At 45.8% G+C, this 19876-nt stretch carries 27 protein-coding genes and 1 tRNA gene; 16 read left to right on the top strand and 12 right to left on the bottom strand.

Translation table 11 applies throughout. The features are described from left to right. Window positions 1-4: 4 nt before the first annotated feature. Together LQ247_RS19640 and LQ247_RS19635 are read right to left on the bottom strand one after the other, a co-directional pair. A complete protein-coding gene (locus LQ247_RS19640) occupies window positions 5-265 on the bottom strand; it encodes a YolD-like family protein (RefSeq protein ID WP_231006468.1) in 261 nt (86 codons plus the stop codon). A gap of 105 nt (window positions 266-370) precedes the next feature. Further along, window positions 371-443, bottom strand: a tRNA-Val gene (locus LQ247_RS19635). Window positions 444-617: 174 nt separating this feature from the next. Here LQ247_RS19635 and LQ247_RS19630 point away from each other — a divergent pair. Next, complete coding sequence (locus LQ247_RS19630) at window positions 618-797, top strand: hypothetical protein (RefSeq protein WP_011197793.1); 180 nt, start codon at window positions 618-620, stop codon at window positions 795-797. A gap of 37 nt (window positions 798-834) precedes the next feature. Then, complete coding sequence (locus tag LQ247_RS19625) at window positions 835-1413, top strand: maltose acetyltransferase domain-containing protein (protein WP_106070980.1); 579 nt, start codon at window positions 835-837, stop codon at window positions 1411-1413. Between the two features lie 88 nt (window positions 1414-1501). Here the strand turns inward: LQ247_RS19625 and LQ247_RS19620 are convergent, their stop codons facing one another. Both LQ247_RS19620 and LQ247_RS19615 read right to left on the bottom strand, forming a co-directional pair. Next, a complete protein-coding gene (locus tag LQ247_RS19620) occupies window positions 1502-1861 on the bottom strand; it encodes a hypothetical protein (RefSeq protein WP_023856697.1) in 360 nt (119 codons plus the stop codon). A gap of 136 nt (window positions 1862-1997) precedes the next feature. Next, complete coding sequence (locus LQ247_RS19615) at window positions 1998-2888, bottom strand: LysR family transcriptional regulator (RefSeq protein WP_020450991.1); 891 nt, start codon at window positions 2886-2888, stop codon at window positions 1998-2000. Window positions 2889-3205: 317 nt separating this feature from the next. Between LQ247_RS19615 and LQ247_RS19610 the strand changes: the two genes are divergently transcribed. Together LQ247_RS19610 and cysI are read left to right on the top strand one after the other, a co-directional pair. After that, window positions 3206-5035 (top strand): assimilatory sulfite reductase (NADPH) flavoprotein subunit, encoded by a 1830-nt coding sequence (locus LQ247_RS19610; protein ID WP_231006467.1) that lies wholly within the window; start codon window positions 3206-3208, stop codon window positions 5033-5035. Window positions 5036-5062: 27 nt separating this feature from the next. Beyond that, window positions 5063-6781 carry an assimilatory sulfite reductase (NADPH) hemoprotein subunit gene (gene cysI, locus LQ247_RS19605; protein ID WP_144498449.1) on the top strand — a complete coding sequence of 573 codons (1719 nt, stop codon included), beginning with the start codon at window positions 5063-5065 and terminating at the stop codon, window positions 6779-6781. A 56-nt stretch (window positions 6782-6837) separates the two neighbouring features. On the opposite strand, the gene LQ247_RS19600 is transcribed toward cysI, so the two are convergent. Further along, window positions 6838-7725: a LysR family transcriptional regulator gene (locus tag LQ247_RS19600; RefSeq protein ID WP_101560734.1), complete on the bottom strand. Its 888-nt coding sequence runs from the start codon at window positions 7723-7725 to the stop codon at window positions 6838-6840. A gap of 91 nt (window positions 7726-7816) precedes the next feature. On the opposite strand from LQ247_RS19600, the gene LQ247_RS19595 reads away from it, so the two are divergent. Both LQ247_RS19595 and LQ247_RS19590 read left to right on the top strand, forming a co-directional pair. Beyond that, window positions 7817-8689 (top strand): DMT family transporter, encoded by an 873-nt coding sequence (locus LQ247_RS19595; RefSeq protein WP_023856700.1) that lies wholly within the window; start codon window positions 7817-7819, stop codon window positions 8687-8689. A 48-nt stretch (window positions 8690-8737) separates the two neighbouring features. Next, on the top strand, window positions 8738-9115 hold the full coding sequence (locus tag LQ247_RS19590) for a VOC family protein (protein WP_023856701.1): 378 nt from the start codon (window positions 8738-8740) through the stop codon (window positions 9113-9115). A gap of 44 nt (window positions 9116-9159) precedes the next feature. Here LQ247_RS19590 and LQ247_RS19585 read toward each other — a convergent pair whose 3' ends face one another. Continuing rightward, on the bottom strand, window positions 9160-9708 hold the full coding sequence (locus tag LQ247_RS19585) for an IseA DL-endopeptidase inhibitor family protein (protein ID WP_023856702.1): 549 nt from the start codon (window positions 9706-9708) through the stop codon (window positions 9160-9162). A gap of 450 nt (window positions 9709-10158) precedes the next feature. Here LQ247_RS19585 and LQ247_RS19580 point away from each other — a divergent pair, with 450 nt between their 5' ends. Continuing rightward, window positions 10159-10899, top strand: a complete 741-nt coding sequence (locus tag LQ247_RS19580; RefSeq protein WP_025811608.1) for a 3D domain-containing protein — start codon at window positions 10159-10161, stop codon at window positions 10897-10899. Window positions 10900-10956: 57 nt separating this feature from the next. Here LQ247_RS19580 and LQ247_RS19575 read toward each other — a convergent pair whose 3' ends face one another. From LQ247_RS19575 to LQ247_RS19560, 4 genes are all read right to left on the bottom strand, one after another. Beyond that, window positions 10957-12381, bottom strand: coding sequence for a DHA2 family efflux MFS transporter permease subunit (locus LQ247_RS19575; RefSeq protein ID WP_231006466.1), 1425 nt, complete (start codon window positions 12379-12381; stop codon window positions 10957-10959). Window positions 12382-12397: 16 nt separating this feature from the next. Continuing rightward, window positions 12398-12976, bottom strand: coding sequence for a TetR/AcrR family transcriptional regulator (locus LQ247_RS19570; RefSeq protein ID WP_026579874.1), 579 nt, complete (start codon window positions 12974-12976; stop codon window positions 12398-12400). A 110-nt stretch (window positions 12977-13086) separates the two neighbouring features. Next, window positions 13087-13323 (bottom strand): hypothetical protein, encoded by a 237-nt coding sequence (locus LQ247_RS19565; RefSeq protein ID WP_020451001.1) that lies wholly within the window; start codon window positions 13321-13323, stop codon window positions 13087-13089. A 28-nt stretch (window positions 13324-13351) separates the two neighbouring features. Then, a complete protein-coding gene (locus tag LQ247_RS19560; protein WP_020451002.1) occupies window positions 13352-13765 on the bottom strand; it encodes a regulatory YrvL family protein in 414 nt (137 codons plus the stop codon). Between the two features lie 470 nt (window positions 13766-14235). Between LQ247_RS19560 and LQ247_RS19555 the strand changes: the two genes are divergently transcribed. Further along, a complete protein-coding gene (locus LQ247_RS19555) occupies window positions 14236-14883 on the top strand; it encodes a poly-gamma-glutamate hydrolase family protein (protein WP_144498447.1) in 648 nt (215 codons plus the stop codon). Between the two features lie 12 nt (window positions 14884-14895). Here LQ247_RS19555 and LQ247_RS19550 read toward each other — a convergent pair whose 3' ends face one another. Both LQ247_RS19550 and xre read right to left on the bottom strand, forming a co-directional pair. After that, entirely contained in the window at window positions 14896-15552 is a 657-nt protein-coding gene (locus LQ247_RS19550) for an ImmA/IrrE family metallo-endopeptidase (RefSeq protein WP_020451004.1), read from the bottom strand. Window positions 15553-15740: 188 nt separating this feature from the next. Beyond that, window positions 15741-16094, bottom strand: coding sequence for an HTH-type transcriptional regulator Xre (xre, locus tag LQ247_RS19545; protein WP_020451005.1), 354 nt, complete (start codon window positions 16092-16094; stop codon window positions 15741-15743). A 172-nt stretch (window positions 16095-16266) separates the two neighbouring features. Between xre and LQ247_RS19540 the strand changes: the two genes are divergently transcribed. The 8 genes from LQ247_RS19540 (at window position 16267) to LQ247_RS19505 (ending at window position 19770) form a co-directional block, all read left to right on the top strand. Then, window positions 16267-16527, top strand: a complete 261-nt coding sequence (locus tag LQ247_RS19540; protein ID WP_144498445.1) for a helix-turn-helix transcriptional regulator — start codon at window positions 16267-16269, stop codon at window positions 16525-16527. After that, the gene (locus LQ247_RS19535) at window positions 16517-16813 is read left to right on the top strand and encodes a hypothetical protein (protein ID WP_231006465.1); all 297 of its coding nucleotides are present in this window, start codon (window positions 16517-16519) and stop codon (window positions 16811-16813) included. Before LQ247_RS19540 ends, LQ247_RS19535 begins: the two co-directional genes overlap by 11 nt. Next, on the top strand, window positions 16814-17638 hold the full coding sequence (locus tag LQ247_RS19530) for a phage portal protein (protein WP_231006464.1): 825 nt from the start codon (window positions 16814-16816) through the stop codon (window positions 17636-17638). Next, window positions 17538-18338: an ATP-binding protein gene (locus LQ247_RS19525; protein ID WP_144498441.1), complete on the top strand. Its 801-nt coding sequence runs from the start codon at window positions 17538-17540 to the stop codon at window positions 18336-18338. The genes LQ247_RS19530 and LQ247_RS19525 overlap by 101 nt, the downstream gene beginning before the upstream one ends. Continuing rightward, on the top strand, window positions 18338-18508 hold the full coding sequence (locus tag LQ247_RS19520; protein ID WP_231006463.1) for a hypothetical protein: 171 nt from the start codon (window positions 18338-18340) through the stop codon (window positions 18506-18508). The genes LQ247_RS19525 and LQ247_RS19520 overlap by 1 nt, the downstream gene beginning before the upstream one ends. Window positions 18509-18607: 99 nt before the next feature. Further along, on the top strand, window positions 18608-18949 hold the full coding sequence (locus LQ247_RS19515) for a hypothetical protein (RefSeq protein ID WP_023856714.1): 342 nt from the start codon (window positions 18608-18610) through the stop codon (window positions 18947-18949). After that, window positions 18946-19149 (top strand): XtrA/YqaO family protein, encoded by a 204-nt coding sequence (locus LQ247_RS19510; protein ID WP_231006462.1) that lies wholly within the window; start codon window positions 18946-18948, stop codon window positions 19147-19149. Before LQ247_RS19515 ends, LQ247_RS19510 begins: the two co-directional genes overlap by 4 nt. A 117-nt stretch (window positions 19150-19266) precedes the next feature. Continuing rightward, window positions 19267-19770, top strand: coding sequence for a sigma-70 family RNA polymerase sigma factor (locus LQ247_RS19505; RefSeq protein ID WP_231006461.1), 504 nt, complete (start codon window positions 19267-19269; stop codon window positions 19768-19770). The last annotated feature ends 106 nt before the right edge of the window (window positions 19771-19876 follow it).

Here is a 19876-nt window from a genome sequence, read left to right as displayed (position 1 = left end):
CTTTTTAATCCACGACCTGTAACAGCTCGCAGCTGATTATGTAATGGATATATCCCTCTATTTGAACGATCTCCCCGGTTTCCGGTCCGTTAAGCATTGGCAGCGGCTTAAATACAGAAAACTGAACTGGATTATTAAACTCCATTGCTTCACTTATTACCTTTTCCATGTCTTCTACTTGGGCCATGTCAAGGACAGGTCTTTTCATTCTATTGTGAGTACTCTCCGATTCGGGGAGCATGCTGACATGTTCCGGCAGCATCATTGTCGTTGATTAAAAAAGTTTTTTGCCAACAATTCAATTCATCAGGTTGTATTTAAAGTAATGCATAAAAAAAACAAACCCTTGATATACAAGGGTTTGTCGGTATGATTCCGACTGGGCTCGAACCAGCGACCTCTACCCTGTCAAGGTAGCGCTCTCCCAGCTGAGCTACGGAATCATGATATGTAACACTGGGTATTTGTTTTGCTGACAAGTTCTATTATATGCAGATTAGATGGGTTCGTCAACAGTTTTTCGATTTTTTTTTTGAGAACTGGGAAAGAGTCTTGCAGTACGCCGCGCGTTATGAAAATATTGTCTTATATAGAAGTCAAAAGGGAGCAGGAATTGGATGGATCTGATACTTAAAAGTGTTGATAGTATTTTAATCGTATTTTTAGCAATCTTTTTTATGTGGAAATTCGTTTATGAAATTAAACATGAGAAGCGGAAGGCTGTTATCTTGCTTTTGCTGCTCATCAATGTCTATTTTATTGTAAAAGTGTTCAATCTCGTGTTGCAATTGATGTAGCCAATATCAAAATGCAGTTAAGGAGACTAAAAAACCAATGAAAACAGAAAAGCAAAAAATGCTGGACGGAGAGCTTTATCTTGCTTCTGATCCGGTGCTGTGCCATGACAGACTCAAGGCGCGCAACATTACGAATGAATTCAACCATTCGAACGAAATCGACGACAATAAAAGGACCAAGCTGATCAAAGAGCTGTTTGGTTCAACAGGGGAAACGCTCCACATCGAACCGGTGTTTCGCTGTGATTACGGTTTTAATATACATGTCGGGGAAAATTTCTTCGCCAATTTTGACTGTGTTTTCCTCGATGTATGCGAAATCCGGATAGGCGATCATTGTATGCTCGGACCGGGCGTTCATATTTATACGGCGACCCATCCGCTTGATCCGTTCGAAAGGATAAGCGGTGCGGAGTACGGGATACCTGTCATCATCGGACGTAACGTCTGGATTGGCGGCAGAGCGGTCATCAATCCCGGCGTCAAGGTCGGCGACAATGCAGTGATAGCTTCCGGAGCCGTCGTGACAAAAGATGTCCCGGACAATGCCATCGTCGGCGGCAATCCGGCGAAAATAATTAAATACGTTGACGGCAAAAACACCAATTCTATCTGATTGGTGTTTTTATTTTAGAATAGACGCGGTGAATGTTGGAGTTGATCAAACATCCGCGGGAAGCAGATTTCTCCCGCGGATTTAAGTGTTATCGGGTGACCGTAATATTGTTGATGACCAGCTGTCCCAATGAATTGAGATACGAAAATGTCGCTTTGCCTGGGCTGACGGCTTTTACGTACACGCGGTCCGAGGTGACGCTGACGGTAATGGCGCTGCCGCTGTAGGACACGTTTGAAATGCCGACGTATTGATCTTCCTGTCCGACTTTCATCGGCCTGTTGATGACGATCGCCTGAGGGGCGAAGATTCCTTGTGCAGATGCGTGAGAAGAGAGACTTTCAGTTTTAGAGAGTTCCTGGGCTTGTACATGCATGGGACTTCCCGAAACAGCAAGCATACCTGCCAGTAATGATGAAGCAACTAAACTTTTACTTAACCACTTCATAACCATCATCTCTTTTCCTATGTGATAGTTCCAGGATATGGCATCTCCAGCCGGCAGTCAATCGTTTCCAGTGATGATTCACACATTGGACAAACGAAAACAAACATTTCGTGAAGCGGGCAGGAAGAACGGATCATCATTCCGAAGCTGTTCTTTGGTTCAAAGCGTTAATAAAGGTTTTTACATTTTTTTTGTCTTGCATGACGGGTGAATATATATATGAAAGCGTCCTGGTAAAGGTTTGATTTTTCAGCCGGATCACGGAAAGGTTTCCATGCTGCACGTCTCTTTCAATGACGCTTTCAGACAGGAGTGACAGGCCGATGCCTGTCATGAGCGTTTCTTTGATCCCCTGGTTGCTGCTGATCGTCAGAAACGACTTGACTTTCAAACCGTTTGAACGGATGACATGGTTTAAGTATTCGCGTGTACCTGAGCCGACTTCGCGTGTTACCCATGTTTGATTTTGCAGATCGGCCATTGTCACGTCCTGTTTGGCGGCAAGCGGGTGATTACTTGAAGCGGTGATAAACAATTCGTCCTGCATAAAGGCGTGGACAGAAAGCTCTTTTTCATTTGTCTGGCCTTCGATCAAGCCGATGTCCACTTTGTACAGGCGGACGGACTGCACGATTTCTTCCGTGTTTCCAATGACCGCCTTGAGTTCGAGCTCAGGATATTCTTTTTGAAGGTCGAACAAGAGCGATGGCAAAATGTATTCGCCGATTGTGAAGCTTGCACCGATTTTCAGCTCGCCTTTGATCGAGTTGTGGTGATCGAGAATGTCCTGCCGCGTTTGTTCATATATGGTGATCATTTGTTTGGCGCGGTCGTATAAAATTTCACCGGTCGGCGTGATTTTCAAATATTTCGGAGAGCGTTCAAATAATTTCGTCTGGAACTCTTTTTCAAGATTTTTAATGTGCATGCTCACGCTCGGCTGTGACATGAGAAGAAGCTCGGCCGTTTTTGTGAAATTTTTGACTTCTGCAAGGGTAACGAATGTCTTCAGCGCATCATAATGCACACGAATCTCTCCTTTATTAAAAATTTTAATAGCTGTGATAATTAATATATATTTTACTAATGTTGAGTATTCCAGTAAACTTTAAATTAGAATCTTTTTTAGGAATGTTTGGTTTGAAGCAGGCTGACGCCGAGCGGCAAAGGGGATGTGGTGAGTGAGCGCTTACAATATTTCTTTGCAGCAAAGCCGTGATCGACAGATGTTTTGCGTCAATAAAACCGATTTGATTTATAGGAATAGTGGATATATGATGAATGTAATCCTTTTCCGTTTCAAACAAGTCATAATTTTTTTATTCCTTAGTGAGGTGGATATCGTTGCAACTTCAGGTAATGAACAGTCCTTTTAACCAGGAGCAGGCAGAGCTCCTCAACCGCCTTCTGCCAACTTTGACGGCATCACAAAAAGCCTGGCTGAGCGGTTATCTGGCGGCTGTGCAAACCGCCGATGCCGCGGCGGCGCTTGAAACATTGCCGGCGGAAGCTCCGGCTGCAAGTCCGGCCCAGCCTGTTTCCAAAGAAGTGACCATTTTATTCGGGTCGCAGACAGGAAATGCACAGGGACTTGCTGAAAACGCGGCTAAGACGCTTACAGAACGGGGCTTTCAAGTCACCGTCTCTGCAATGAGCGATTTTAAGCCGAACCAATTGAAAAAATTAAAAAACCTTCTCATCGTCGTCAGCACGCACGGAGAAGGGGATCCGCCGGACAACGCGCTGTCATTCCATGAATTTCTCCATGGCAGACGGGCTCCGAAGCTCGATGATTTCCGTTATTCTGTGCTGGCTCTTGGCGACACGTCGTATGAATTTTTCTGCCAGACCGGAAAAGAGTTTGATCAGCGGCTTGGTGAGCTGGGGGGCACAAGGCTCCATCCGCGCGTCGATTGCGATCTCGATTATGATGAACCGGCTGCAGCGTGGCTTGAGGGTGTCATCTCAAGCTTAAACGAAGGACAGGAACAGGGCGCAAGCTCAGCACCTGCTCAAACGGCAGCACCGCAAGCAGCAGGAGGAGAAACGGTATATTCGAGAAAAAATCCGTTCAGAGCGGAAGTGCTGGAAAATTTGAATTTAAACGGCCGCGGATCAAATAAAGAAACGCGCCACCTTGAATTATCGCTCGAAGGCTCAGGCCTGACTTATGAACCTGGCGATGCGCTCGGCATTTTTCCGGAAAATGACCCGGAACTCGTCGACATGCTGCTGGCCGAGCTGAAATGGGATCCGAATGCTACCGTCACGGTTGATCAAGGGGAAAACCTTTCCCTGAAAGAAGCGTTGACTTCTTACTATGAAATTACGGTGCTGACAAAAAAATTTATTCAGCAGGCGGCAGAACTCATTGCAAATGAAAAGCTGCGCGAGCTTGCCGCTCAGGAAAACGCGGATCAATTAAAAGCATATATCGCAGGCCGCGACCTGATTGATTTCGTTCAGGATTTCGGTCCGATCGCAGCAGCTCCGCAGGAATTTGTTTCGATTCTTCGAAAAATTCCGCCGCGTCTTTATTCGATCGCATCAAGCTTCGCTGCAAATCCGGATGAGGTGCATTTGACGATCGGCGCTGTCCGCTACAATACGCACGGCAGAGACCGAAAAGGAGTCTGCTCGGTTTTATGTGCTGAACGCCTTCAGCCTGGCGACACGCTGCCTGTTTTTATTCAGCCGAATAAAAACTTTAAGCTGCCTGAAAATCCGGAGGCTCCGATTATCATGGTCGGTCCGGGCACAGGTGTTGCGCCGTTTAGGTCATTTATGCAGGAGCGCGAAGAAACCGGAGCATCGGGGAAATCGTGGATGTTCTTCGGCGATCAGCATTTCGTCACCGATTTCTTATATCAGACAGAATGGCAAAAGTGGCTGAGTGACGGCGTGCTGACAAAAATGGATGTCGCGTTCTCGCGGGATACGGAAGAAAAAGTGTATGTACAGCACCGCATGCTTAAGCACAGCAAAGAACTGTTTGAGTGGCTTGAAGAAGGAGCGGCTTTCTACGTTTGCGGCGACAAGAACAACATGGCCAAAGATGTTCAGAACGCATTGCTTGAAATTATCGAAAAAGAAGGCGGCAAAAGCCGCGAGGAAGCTGAAGCCTATCTGGCAGAAATGAAAAAGCAAAAACGTTATCAGCGCGATGTATACTGATTTTGATTGAAAGGGGACTTTTTCAACATGGGGAACGAAATATTAAAAGCGCCTGAAGGCCCGCCGAGTGATGTAGAACGCATTAAGAAAGAAAGCAACTATTTGCGCGGCACCCTGAAGGAATCGATGCTTGAGCCGCTTTCAGCCGGAATTTCCGATGACGACAACCGTCTGATGAAGCATCATGGCAGCTATTTGCAGGATGACCGCGATCTCCGCAATGAGCGTCAAAAGCAAAAGCTTGAGCCGGCGTATCAGTTCATGCTGCGCGTCCGGATGCCGGGCGGTGTCGCAACGCCTGAGCAGTGGCTTGTCATGGATGAGCTTGCCCGGAAATACGGAAATGGCACATTGAAGCTGACAACCCGGGAAACCTTCCAAATGCACGGCATTTTAAAATGGAACATGAAAAAAACGATTCAATCGATCCATTCAGCCATGCTGGATACGATTGCAGCATGCGGGGATGTTAACCGGAACGTCATGTGCGCTTCCAATCCGTATCAATCAGAAATCCACAGAGAAGTGTATGAATGGTCGAAAAAGCTGAGTGATGACCTCCTGCCGCGCACACGTGCGTATCATGAAATCTGGCTTGATGAAGAAAAAGTGGCCGGCACGCCTGATGCGGAAGAAGTCGAACCGATGTACGGACCGCTGTATCTGCCGCGGAAATTCAAAATCGGCATCGCCGTTCCGCCGTCAAATGATATCGACGTATTTTCCCAGGATCTTGGGTTTATCGCGATTGTGGAGGATGACAAACTCATCGGCTTCAACGTCGCGATCGGCGGCGGTATGGGCATGACCCATGGAGACAAAGCAACGTATCCGCAGCTTGCCAAAGTCATTGGCTTCTGTAAGCCTGATCAGTTATATGATGTCGCCGAAAAAACGATTACGATTCAGCGGGACTACGGAAACCGCTCGGTTCGCAAAAATGCCCGCTTCAAGTACACAATTGACCGCCTCGGCTTGGAAACGGTCAAAAACGAGCTGGAAAACCGCCTCGACTGGAGCCTCGCTGAAGCAAAGCCGTATCATTTCGAGCATAACGGCGACCGCTACGGCTGGGTAAAGGGTGTAAACGGAAGATGGCACTTTACAATGTTTGTTGAGGGCGGCCGCGTCACTGATTATGATGATTACAAGCTGATGACCGGCTTAAGGGAGATCGCCAAAGTTCATACCGGCGATATCCGCCTCACAGCCAATCAAAACTTGATCATTGCCAATGTCACAAGCCAAAAGAAGAAAAAGATCAGCGAACTGATCGAACAGTTTGGTTTGACTGACGGCAGGCATTATACAGCGCTCCGCCGCAGCTCGATCGCATGCGTCGCACTGCCGACGTGCGGATTGGCGATGGCCGAAGCGGAACGATATTTGCCAAAGCTGATTGACAAAATTGATGAAATCATTGAAGAAACCGGCTTGAAGAATGAAGAGATTACCATCCGCATGACGGGATGCCCGAACGGCTGCGCCCGCCATGCGCTCGGCGAAATCGGCTTCATCGGAAAAGCCCCTGGCAAGTACAACATGTACCTCGGCGCCGCTTTTGACGGCAGCCGTCTGAGCAAAATGTACCGGGAAAACATCGGTGAAGAAGAAATATTAAAAGAACTTCGCGACATTCTTCCGCGCTATGCGAAAGAACGCAATGAAGGAGAACATTTCGGAGATTTCGTCATCCGCGCCGGAATTGTTAAAGAAACGACGGACGGAACGAATTTCCATGATTGATGAGCATTTTTTAAAAAACGCCTCAGCCCTTTGATCGGTGCTGAGGCGTTTTCTGTTTACGAAAATGATCGAACCGTTTCCGACTCGATGATCATTTTCATAAACTCGGCAGCCGCCGGTGTTGCTTCTTCAAATGAGGGTGTAATCATGCCGACCTCGCGGATAATTTGAGGAGAGATGTCTTTTTTGATCAACCGATGGGATACGGAGGAAAGCGAAAAGTTAGAAATCAAGCCGATCCCCAAGTTGTTATTGACCATATTGACCAATGTTTCCGCGTTTTGCACAGTCAGATTTTCTTTTAATTCGAGGCGGTGTTTTTGAAAGATTTGAGATACCGCGACTTCGTGCCCGCCCTTGCAAAAGATCAATTCATTTTGATGTTTTTTCAGATCAATGAAAGGTGCGTCTTTTAAGTGATGATATTGCTCAGGGATGACGGCCGCCATCCGGTCTTGAAACAATACTTGACTTTCGAAACCGTCAAAGGGAGAGGCGACGATGCCTAAATCAACCAGGCGTGTTTCGACCCATTGCTTGATTTGGTCGGAGGTTCCTTCGACCAGCTCGATTTGTACGAGCGGATACTTTGACTTGAAGGAGGCGATAGCCTGCGGCAAAATATTCGCTGAGACGGCGGGGAACGAGCCAACTTTGACTTTCCCCCTGAGCAGATGATTTTCTTGATCGGCCACTTGGTATATTTTGTTTTCAATCACAATCATCTGTCTGGCCAGTACGGCGATTTCCTTTCCCGCGTCAGTAAGCTTTAACTTGTTCTGTTTATCCCGAATCAACAATTTGACCCCGAGCGACGTTTCCATGGTTTTTATGGCTTTGCTCACGGCCGGCTGTGAAATATACAGCTCGTTGGCGGCTTCTGTCATATTTAGTGTCTCCGCGACTTTCACAAAGATGTGAAGGCTGTTCATGTTCATAACCAAATGGTTATACCTCCGATAATAAAAATGTATTTCAGTTATCATCCAATATAGCATATGCTGTACATGAAACAAAGAAGAAAGGTGACGGTTTATGTTTAAAGTACTGTTGGGGATCATCTCTGTAACGCTTATTTGGGGGTATACCTGGGTGACGATGAAAATCGCAATCACTGACATTCCCCCTGTTTTATTTTCGGCACTGCGGCTGTTCATTGGAGCCGTTCCTTTGTTTGTAATTCTCTTGATCAAAGGAAGGAAGCGTTCAATAGGAAAGGAGAATATCAAGCATTATCTGGTGATGAGTTTATTGATGGGTTTAGGTTATATGGGGGTGTTAACTTACGGCATGCAGTTTGTCGATTCGGGAAAAACGTCTGTATTGGTGTATACCATGCCGATTTTTGTCACTGTCATCAGTCATTTTAAATTAAACGAGAAAATCAATGTGTATAAAATGCTCGGTTTATTTTCCGGGTTGATCGGTCTTTTGTTTATATTAGGAGGAGGGATTCTGCATGTTGATCAAAATGTCATATTTGGAGAGCTTTGTGTTTTAATCGCAGCGCTCAGCTGGGGCATCGCCAATGTATACAGCAAACTGAAATTTAAAGATACAGATATGATTCATATGAATGCATGGCAGCTTCTAACAGGGGCGGTGATGTTACTGATCTTCTCTTTTATACTGGAACCGTCCCGGCCGATTCACTGGTCAAATGAAGCGATCTTATCTCTTTTATTTAACGGTTTATTCTCTACGGCTTTGACGTTCGTCATTTGGTTTTGGATCCTGAATCAAATCGAAGCGTCAAAAGCATCGATGGCTTTAATGTTTGTTCCCGTATTAGGCCTTTTATTCGGCTGGCTGCAGCTGCATGAACCGGTCACAATCAGCATCCTGATCGGCGCCTTCATGATCTGCATCGGGATTTTTATGAATACTTATCAATTTAAAAAGGTGTAAAAAAAGGCAGAGGGTCTATATGGTATGATGAAATGGGAGGGAGATTTTATGAAAATCGAACACATCGCTATATGGACGAACAATTTAGAGGAAATGAAAGACTTTTATACCCGGTTTTTTCACGGAAAGGCGAATGAAAAATACGTCAATCCGAAAAAGCATTTCGAATCCTATTTCATTCAGTTTGAATCGGGAACACGGCTTGAGCTGATGAGACGTCCCGACCTTGCAAAAGGAGAGGAAAACGCTTCCGGCTATGCACATATGGCGTTTTCCTTAGGGTCGCGGCAAGAGGTTGACGAGATGACGAGCCGCTTTGAAAAGGAAGGATACCAGGTTGCCGGAAAGCCGCGCGTCACGGGTGACGGGTATTATGAAAGCGTCATCCTGGATCCTGACGGCAACATCGTTGAGCTGACCGTTTGACGGAAAAAAGCTAATGTCCGTTTTTAGACATTAGCTTTTTTCGTTTAGATGGCAGCATCGAGCTGATTGATTTTCCATTTGTTGTCTTCTTTCACAAACGTGATCTTTCTTTTCGCAGTCACCGATCCATCCAATGCCGGTACGGAAAATTCATAGGTGCGGGTATTGTTTTTTTGAGAAATCAGTTTGATTGTTGCTTTGTCCCATCCTAAGAGGTTGTCCCCATCGCCGACAGGAACGGCCATTTTTCCTTTATAAGACATAATGTTGTATTTTTCAAATCCTTTTTTAATGGCGTCTTTTGTGAAAACCGGTGCCAAGTAATCTGTTAACTTTGCTTTTGTGCTGAATTCACTGCACATATACGTATATGGAAGACCGCGGTATTCAAATGTTTTGGTTTGGCAAGTTGAGTTTTTCGCTTTTGGATTGTGGCCGCTCATCGTATTCCAAAAGTGCTCCCGTGCCTGCAAAGTCATTTGCATGACTTGTTTATTTGTTAAATTCCCTGATGTTTGGTTTTTCGCTGCGAGAGATGCTCCGGCAGGTAAGATGAGTAAAACAGCTAATAAACAAACGATTAACTTTTTCATGTTCCTCTCTCCTTAAATATATCTCTTATGTTACAAATGTTACAATAATTACAGATGGATTACAAGAGATTTGCGAGAAAAATTTTCCTTCGCTGTTTTCTAATATATGACGACATAAAAGCGACTGGGGTTATATGTTTAGGAAAATAAATTACGTCTATTGATTCGTTTTCCCGAATTTCTCTTCTCATAAACACAAAAGCTTCATGTTGAAAAAACATCTTATACTGAAAAAGAATTCCAGCTTGAACCAGCGTCAAGAGCAGGAAAGAGGACGTCTGAAACATAAAGGAATCATGTTGTTGAAAATCAGAATTTTACATAAAATCAAACTTTATCAGTAAAAAAACTGTAACGAAATTCGCATCAATCTGTCATAGCGGTGACATTTTGCTGTGTTACGATTTTCCCTGTTAGTTTCAAAAGGGCTAACAAGGGAGGATTTAACTTATGAAGAAGACAATCATGTCCTTGGCTGCAGCCGCAGCTATGTCGGCGACTGCATTCGGAGCGACTGCCTCAGCAAAAGAAATCGAAGTTCAAAAAGGAGACACGCTCTGGGGGATTTCTCAAAACTACGGAATGAACCTCAAGGACTTAAAAAAATGGAATCAGCTTTCATCAGATCTGATTTTACCGGGTCAAAAGCTGAACATTTCTTCTCAAGAAGAAAAATCTGAAGAAAAGCAGTACACCGTTCAGCTAGGGGACACGCTCTCAAAAATCGCAAAAGAGTTCGGTGTAACTGTAAGCGATCTTCAAAAACGGAACAATCTGAAGTCGGACCTGATTATTGCAGGGCAAACGATTGCGATAAATGGAGAAGCAGGAGAGGCTGCTGCTGCAGCGCCTGTGAAACAAGAGTCCGCGCAAAAACAAAACGATCAGCCTGTCAACGTGCAAAAGGAAATCACAGTGACAGCAACTGCGTATACGGCAAATGACGGGGGCATTTCAGGCATCACAAAAACGGGAGTCGACCTGAATGCGAACCGTGATGCAAAAGTCATCGCGGTTGATCCAAGCGTGATTCCGCTCGGTACGAAAGTATATGTGGAAGGCTACGGCGAAGCGACGGCTGAAGACACCGGAGGCGCCATTAAAGGCCATAAAATAGACGTATTTATTCCAGATAAAAAAGACGCTTTCAATTGGGGCGTCAAAACCGTAAAGGTCAAAATTTTAAACTAATATCAAAAAATGCAGGAGGCGCTTCATGCCTCCTGCATTTTTTTGATGGATCGATGTTTATGCTGGATGATGTTCCCCGCGACTGCTTTTCACAAAAACCGAAATCACAAGAGCAGCTGCTGCAAAGACGATGGCTACGAAATAAACCATATGAACGCCTTCTGTCATACCTTGCATGTGCAGCTCCTGACGGCTGGCTCCTGAAGAATGCGCGATAAAGCGATTCGAAACGGTCGTCAGAATTGTCGTGTACAATGCCGGACCGATGGCCCCTGACACTTGATTGACCGTATTCATAATCGCCGAGCCATGCGGGTACAGCGGTTTGGGCACCTGGTTTAAACCGAGCGTCATGATCGGAGCCATCGTTAACCCGACGCCGAGTGTGAAGCCGGCGTACAGCATCATTCCCGCCGCCATCGGCGTATCGCTTGAAATATTCGTAAACAGCGAAAGGACGGCAATCACAATGATCAACCCGGTGATCAACAGCGGTTTAAAGCCAAGCTTATCAAACAGGCGTCCTGCAACAAGAGATGTCATCGCCAGGACAAGGCCGCCCGGCAGCATAAGAATGCCTGTATAAAGCGGTGACAGCTCAAGCGCCATCTGGAAGTAAAGCGGCAAAATCAGCATCATCGAAAACTGTAGCATCATCACGATCCACATCAGGATAACCGAGACGGAAAATATTTTTGACTGAAACGGCCTCATATCAAGCATCGGCACTTTCAATTTGAGCTGGCGCATGACGAACAATATTAATCCGATGACACCGGCTGCCAGTCCGATGATCACTTTCGGACTGCTCCAGCCTGCAGCTTCCCCGGCGTTGCTGAAGCCGAAAACGATTCCGCCAAACCCGACAGTCGATAAAAGAATAGATAATATGTCAATTTTCGGATACGTCAGTTCGGTTACATTTTTCAAGCAGAACGCCGCATAAAAAATCATGAAAACCGATACTGGCAGCATCATGAAGAAAACAACGCGCCATGAATAATGCTCGACAATATAGCCTGAGATGACCGGACCGATCGCCGGGGCAAATAAAATAACGAGCGTTAGGATTCCGGTCATCGTTCCGCGTTTTTGCGGCGGAATCAAAGTCAATATCACATTCATCACAAGCGGCAGTATCAAACCTGTACCCGAGCCTTGGATGATCCGTCCGGCGAGAACGAGCGGGAAGACCGGAGCGATTCCGGCCAGAAAGGTTCCCGCCGTAAATAATGTCATCGCAGACAGAAACAACTGCCTTGTCGTAAAGCGCTGCATTAAAAACGCAGTAATCGGCACGGCGATGCCGATCATGAGCATATATCCGGTTGACAGCCACTGGGCCGTATTCGCTGAAATGCCGAAATCGTCGATGATCTTCGGCAAAGCCACATTCATGACCGTCTCATTAATCAGAGCGAGAAAATTTCCGACGATTAAAATGGCGATAATCATGAAGGAGCCTTTTTTAGCATGTTCCATTTGCATTTCCCACCCTTTATGATCGTTTTAGTAAAAAAGGAATTTGTTCGGCGGCTGCACTGAGGGGCCGACCGTTTTTTTTCGTCACTGAGAGCACATACGCACCCTCAATCATCGCCTGTATCGCGACGCTCAGCGTCTCGGCCGTTTCCGGCGCGTAGCCTGACTGGAGCAGTTTATCCTGATAGACAAGCTGCCAGTCTTGATAAACCTGTTCACAAGTTTGGCGGAGCCTTTCGCTGAACGACCACGTTTCTGCGGCGACGGATACGATCGGAATATCATCGTTTTCTTCCATGATGTATTCCTCGATTCCGTCAGCCATCATCTGGATATAAGATTGAAACGCCTTGACAGGATCAGCTTCTCGGCTGATCGCTGACAATATATACGCTTTGATTCTTTCCCCGGTTAATTGAATCGCCTCTTGCGCCAGTTCTTCTTTGCCGCCGGGAAAATAATAATAAAGCGATCCCCGCGGCGCTCCGCTTTCGGCTGTGATTTGGCTCAGACCTGTGGCATGGTAGCCTTGTTTGCGGAACAATCGTGAAGCCGCCCGCAATATTTTGTCGCGGCTGCTCATTTTTTCTGCCATCCTATCATTCCCTTATGATTTTATACTGATCGGTCTATATAATTTTAACGAAAAAAAAGACCTTTTTTGAAGGCCTGTTTTAAAAAAAGGACGATTTGTCCATATTCGGTTCACCGGGAATCCGCTGAAGGCTTAAGAAAGCCGGCAAGCAGCGGCGCCACAGCGATCACTGCCAAGATCGACAAAAGGCTGTCAGATATGAGGTGAACAAAAGTTGAATTGATGGTATAGAGTGCGAGCACCGTTAAATAAACGGCCAAAAAAACGTAGCCGAAGATTTTCTTGCGGAACGGTTTTTTGAGTTGAATAAAAAGAAACAATCCGGCCATTAAAATGATAAACGTCACAGTTCTATTCTCCCTTCGCGAATGTTTCTCAATCCTCGTATGTCCGGTTTCTTTCTTTGTTGTCTTCAAATGCCAGCTGAATGACGAATAAAAACAGACAGGCGATGATTTCCACATCCAGCGGGATGGTGATGCTGTCCATCAATTCATCAGCGAGATGGATGGCAAGCCACGTAAAAAAACATTCGATCATAAAGGTCACAGCTTTATGACCGATCATAAAGCTCAAAATCTTTTCCGGGATTTCAAACAGCGCGCCGAGGCCAAAGGATAAAAGGATATACCAGAAGAGCGACCAGGGCGATTCGTATGTCACGCCGAAAATCGCGAAAAAGCCGGCAACGCCGAAATAATAAGACCCGAATAAGAGCGTAAACACAGTGAGGATCAACAGAAAGATCATAGTCACTGCGAACATGGTACCGAGAGTTTTTTTAATCATTAAACATTCATTCCTAATCATGCAGTGTATATTCATGATATCAGAAAAATATCCGGTTGTGAGTTATTAATGAGATTTTGGGGTTAAAGTTTGTGTGGAAGGGGGGAGTGGAGAGAGCGTTCTGAAAAATTCCTAAGGTGTTTTTCGAGACCTAATTAATCGCCATATATCATATTTGGAGCGTTTTCATAAGGGCTGCAATCAAGAGGATAGGATCACAAATAAAAAAGGCTGCCAGCCGGCAACCTCACTTTGTTAAGCATATTTCGTATTTGCTTGTTCTAAAACCGACGTGTTTACTAGAAGAATTATTTTCGTGCCTTAGGTGATTTTCGATTTTGGTTCAATTGCTTTAATCTTTTAAATCTCATAAAGAGATTTTTATTTTCCTAGAGGGAACATATTTACAACCGCTGCGACTCCCGGTACACTACATAAAAACAGGACAGGCAGGTGCAAAAAATCAAGAGATGAAGCAGGCTTTAACTGACCAATACGGCAGCTTTACAGAGATGGCAAAAAATGAAATAGAAGGAACCGATTATTCGGTAGCTGCGCGGGATGCAGGGAGCGCACTGCTTGTGATGGCTCCCCACGGGGGCGGGATCGAACCGGGCATCAGTGAAATTGTCAGGGCTTTTGCAGCGGGTTCTTCGGTTTATTTATTGGAAGGATTGAAAAGGCGCGGCAATAAGAGTCTTCATGTGACAAGCGCCCATTTTGACTGCCCGCTTGCCGTGCGAATGGCTGCAGGACATCGATACATACTGGCGTTCCACGGATATGACGAGCCTTTCCGCCGGCATACGCTCATCGGGGGGACAGATCGAAGGCGCGCCTTGTTGTTTGCGGAGACATTGGAGAAGCACGGATTTTCTGCGGAGCTGGCGGCTGAAAGGGGATATCTTTCAGGTACAAACCCTGCAAGCATCAACAATCGCTGCCAAACAGGGTTAAGCGTGCAGTTTGAAATCAGCACTGCCCAGCGGAAGGCGATGTTTGAGCAATTCACATTAAAGGGCAGGCGAACGTCTCAAAATGAGGTGTTTTCCCGCTATGTCAAAGCTTTGAAGGCAGGAGCCCGCATCGCATATGGGCCGAGTGCAGCCGGGAGCTGAGCCGGCTGTTTTTTATTTTCTCAGCATATACGCCGGCCGGCTTTCTGCCGCGACCATTTTGCCGACGCCGTTTGCCGTTGTGTACGGGCGGCGGGTTTCCCGGCGGTAGCGTGCAAGTTCGTCTTCTTCTTTAAGGCGAGCAGCATTCGCTGATTCGCTCTCTTGGGAAAGGCTCGCCATCCATGCCTCATGAAACTGGATCCCGGCTTGCCGTTTTTCAAAGAGCTCGATCCGTTTGACAGCGAACGATTCCGTGACTTTAAAGAGGTCGGCGATCATTTTAGCGGCTTGGCATCGCAGCTGGGGAAAATCCATTTTTAAAAGCATAAAAGTAGGGACGCAAAAATGGTACATAAATTGATTGGCCTGGAATTCCTGCAGCTCCCTGAACATCTGATTCATATAAAGCTGGTTTCCCGCGTGCTTTAATACGTGGCATAACTCATGGGCAAAATCCTCCCACTGCTTTTCCTTTGAAAGGCTGCTGTTGAGAATGATGCTGTACATGCCGTCATGCTTAATCATCATGCTGTTGACATTTTCATAGTGAATCCAAATGTTAAAATGAGCGGCTATGCGATTCATATCAATGTGGTGGGGTTCAAAAAAACCAAACTTTTGATACATATTTTTGACGTATTCTTCTAGGTGAGATAAGTAAAACTTCAATACGAGACACCCTTTCGAACGAATGTTCTGTTTTTAGCGGGAAAGAAAAGCCCGTCAAAGGGGCTGTCATGTTTTCATGCAGATCTATCATATACGATGAGCAGCCTCTTTAGCAAATCTTTCCCTTTTTTATCGTCTTAACTATTAAATCGGCGCTCATCAGGTAATGTTTAATAAAAATTCCTTTTTTATCCGTTTTGTTTATCTCCGGGCTTTCGTTTTTTCTCTTTTTCTTTTAAGTATTGAATGAACTCGATGGCCTGCTGTCTGCTTTCGGGGGAAAATTCCTGCATGTCTCGGTATGCAATTTGCAGATCCGGATCTGCGATTTCGTCTTCAATCGTTTTTTTCTTTTCCGTTCCTGTCAACAGATAGTCAATCGTCACTTTATAGTAATCGGCGAGTTTTTTTAATGTTTCATAGTCCGGCTCGCTTCTTCCGTTTTCGTAATGGGAGTAGCGGGCCCGCGATACACCGATCTGCTTTGCCACTTCTTCCTGTGTCCGTTTTCCTCTCAGGCTCTTCAGTCTGCCGCCTAACATAGAATGACCTCTCTTCCTCAATTCGGCATGTTTATCTCTATTATAGATACAAAATGTATCGAAATAAACATATGATAAAAAAAGTATCAAAAAAGTATTGATGATAAGAAGTGTATCATATATAATCAAATCATCAGATACGTATTGTATCAAAAACAGGGAGTGAGAACATGTGCGAAAACGGTTGATCGAAGAGCGTTGTAAGAGGGGATGGACCCAAAAGCAAGTGTCGGCAAGGCTTGGACTCTCCGAGGTTTATGTTCGCAAAATCGAAAGGGGAACACGCAATCCCGGCAGAGAAACGATGCTGAAATTCGAAACGCTTTACTCAGTGCCTGATCGATTGCTGTTTCCCGATCTTTTTCAGGTCTGTTTGGATACTTATTGTATCAATGGGACTCTGTATGAAAGAAGGCGATGTCATGAATCTTGAACATCCGATGGTCACACACATTCGAACGCACGGCTATCCAAAGGAAGCCGACAGAGAGCAAATGCGAAGACATGGCGGACCCGCCGGATATCCACAAGGAGACAGAATGGGTAAAATTGTGATTTCCTACAGCTCAGACCGTTTTGATCAATGGCGGCTCGGCGAAGCCGGGGGATTCATCGCTTTTACGAAAGACGGAAAGCCTGTATTCCAATTCGATCGTAAAGGCCAATACGAACGGTATCTCAGACTGAACCGCAGAAGGCACAAGGAAGGGGGAAGATGAATGTCCCGTCCGCTCGATCAAAGCTATCCCTTTTCCGTTTACTCAGGGATTTTAACACCTGTGCACTACGAGAAAATAGGCAATGCCATTTGGCTGTTTTTATGGTGCATCAGTTCAACAACTAAGGAAATCGAACGCGATGGGATGACATGGGGCATCGTGCTCGGCAACAAACCGCTGAAAGCCGCAGAATTGGCTCTTCAATTCGGCGTCAACGAAAAAACGGTTAGAAGATGGCTCGCTCTTCTCGAACGAAACGGCTACATTGCAGTCACAAGAGCGCCTTACGGAATGATTTTGTCAGTCAGACATTCAAAGAAATTTGCCTATGCCAGCCATGTCCGGTCAGGCAGTTCTGTTCGGACAGAAGAGACTGGCCGTGCGGACATCCTTGTCCAATCCAATAAAGATATCACACAAATCAACACAAAACATAATATGACTTCCATAAAAACAATAGCAGACCGATTTGCCGCCCTTAGGTCTTTGCAGGAAGGAAAGCCTGTCCATCCCTCGTCAAAAGACTACCAGGCCATCGCCCGGATTGTCGCCCGCGGAGTGTCTATTCCGCAAACAATCAAATGGCTTGAACAATGCTTTGAAGAGTATGAGGCGCGGCGCCGAAGCCGCAATGAAACGATCAAGGTCTTCAGCTACTGTGAAAAATATATAATCGGCCGGCTGGCTGAAGCGGAAGAGAAAATAACTGTCAGGAGGGAGAACAATGTCCAAAAGAACAATCGAAGAGATCATGGACGAACTGAGAAACAGGAGCTGTCTATCACAGGGGGACAAACCGGAAGAATCCGCCGCAAAACGGTATGACTGTCCGAAATGCAAAGATGAACTCGGATTTATCGAACGGCGCGGAACGATGGAAGTATGGGTATCATGCGCCTGCCGCGAATGGCGGAAAGCGCAAAAGCTGTTGAAATCGAGCGAAATCACCGAACAATTTAAAAACTTAAATTTTGCTCAGTTCAAGACGAAAGGAAAACACCAATCTGTAAAAGAGGCGTATGAATGCGCCGTTGAATATGTACAAGCTTACCGGGACATCCGGGAAAGCCGCAAAAACAGCATCGCGCTCTTGGGACGACCCGGTTCAGGGAAGACGCATTTGCTGACGGCCGCCGCCAATGAGCTGATGAGGAAGCATTTCGTACCCGTCCTTTATTTTCCTTTTGTCGAAGGATTCAACGATTTAAAACAGGATTTCTCATTGCTTGAGGATAAGCTGAACCGGATGAAGCGAGTCGAGGTGCTGTTTCTCGATGACCTGTTTAAACCGGTGGGAGGCAGGCCGCGGGCGACGGAATGGCAGATCGAACAGACATATGCTGTCGTCAATTACAGGTATTTGAACCATAAGCCGATCATGCTGTCCAGCGAGCTAAGCGTTGAAGAAATTGTCAGCATAGACGAAGCGCTCGGAACGAGGCTGGTTGAAATGTGCCAGGACTTTCTCGTCGCCCTGAACGGGAGCTCTTTCGGCATCAATCATAGACTGGAGGGGATGGTTTGATGTGCCCGCTATGTAACGGGAGAAAACCAGTCCACCAGGACGCAAGGATCGGAACGATGTTCTGCGCTTGTCCAAACTGCCGCTCTGAAAGCGGCGATTTGACGGATGTGATCAAACATCTGGAAGCGCTGATTGCAAAAATGAAAACAAGGGTGAAACAAGGTGCTTAAATGTTTAAAAGCGATGATTCTCATCATCTGGACAGCGGCAAAAAGAGACGCACAAATGAAACGATGGCACGAAGAAGACGGAAAGTGAGGAAGACAAACGTGAAGAACGAAAGTGCGACGTACAGCCCGTCACCATGGCGCGTTGTCAGAACAAATAGCGACCTGTACATTTATTCAGCTTACAGTAAAGCCGAAAAGAAACGGTTTCCTTATTCCAGCGGGCGGGTGATTGCCAAAGTCGCCGACTACAGCGCATATTCCAAGGAAAAAAATGCCCGCTTAATCGCCGCGGCTCCCGAACTTTTGACCGCAGCGAAGCTCACGCTTGCCTATTTGAAGCGAAAACGGCCCGCTCGCTCTAATTCAGTTGAGAATCAATTGATAAATATTTTAGAAAAAGTCGTCACAAACGCGGAATTTGAAGAGGAGGAAAATAGATGAACCATCCGGCAAAGATACAAGATATCCACGATACGACGGTTGCAAGCAGCCTTAAAAAAGGAAAGGTGACAGTGATCGTTCTTGATGGAATGAACGGCACAGCTTGGCAGGCCGAGGCGCCTGAACACGGTAAAACCGTCATTGAAACGAGAAAGGGAGACCTCGCAAGGGTCGAATTTGAAATCGGCTATAAGCTATAATTCTACAACTTGCATATTTGTCCAAGACGGAAAGCCTGCGGACGCTGATCAGATGCACATCTTACTGTGCGGCTGATTGGTGTCCTTTTTTATTTCAAAAAAACGGAGGTACACAAAATGGAAGATTTGCTTTTCGAATATAAAAGAGCGCTGAAAAACACGAAAAAACTGTATCGGACCTATCAGGATGAACAAGGGCTGACTGCTGAACAATTGAAAGATAAAAAACTGATCAGAAACATGATGACCGATTTGGAATATGTGATCGACTGGCTTGAAAACGGAAGGGAGCCGGGAATCAGAAGGGCGATTGACAGGCGAGACGCTTATAAACGGATGCTACTGAAAGATCCGCTGATCATCGACACGTTCTCAGAACAGATTTCATTTGAACCGGCTCAAGAAGTGTCAGCGTACGATAAAGCCCGGATTGAAACCGCGCTGTCTGCCCTTACGGCACGCGAAAAAGAAATCTTCATTTTACATAAGGTCGAACAGTTTTCCTATGAGCGGATTGCCGCCATGCTCGGCATCAAAAAGTCTACTGTTCAAACCAATGTGAAACGGGCACAGCTGAAAATCGCGAAACAAATCGAAAAGCCTCTCGATTGTATGGCATAACGATATATCTGTCTTTTGTCATACGTTTGCCACCTATAAGTGAAAAGAGAAAAAATATAATAAAACATACTGTTCTTAAATGGAAGATTCATATAGCGATGAAATA

This window comes from Bacillus sp. BS3(2021), from assembly GCF_021043345.1.
Taxonomy (GTDB): domain Bacteria; phylum Bacillota; class Bacilli; order Bacillales; family Bacillaceae; genus Bacillus; species Bacillus paralicheniformis.
This window is presented reverse-complemented; position numbering and strand designations above follow the sequence as displayed.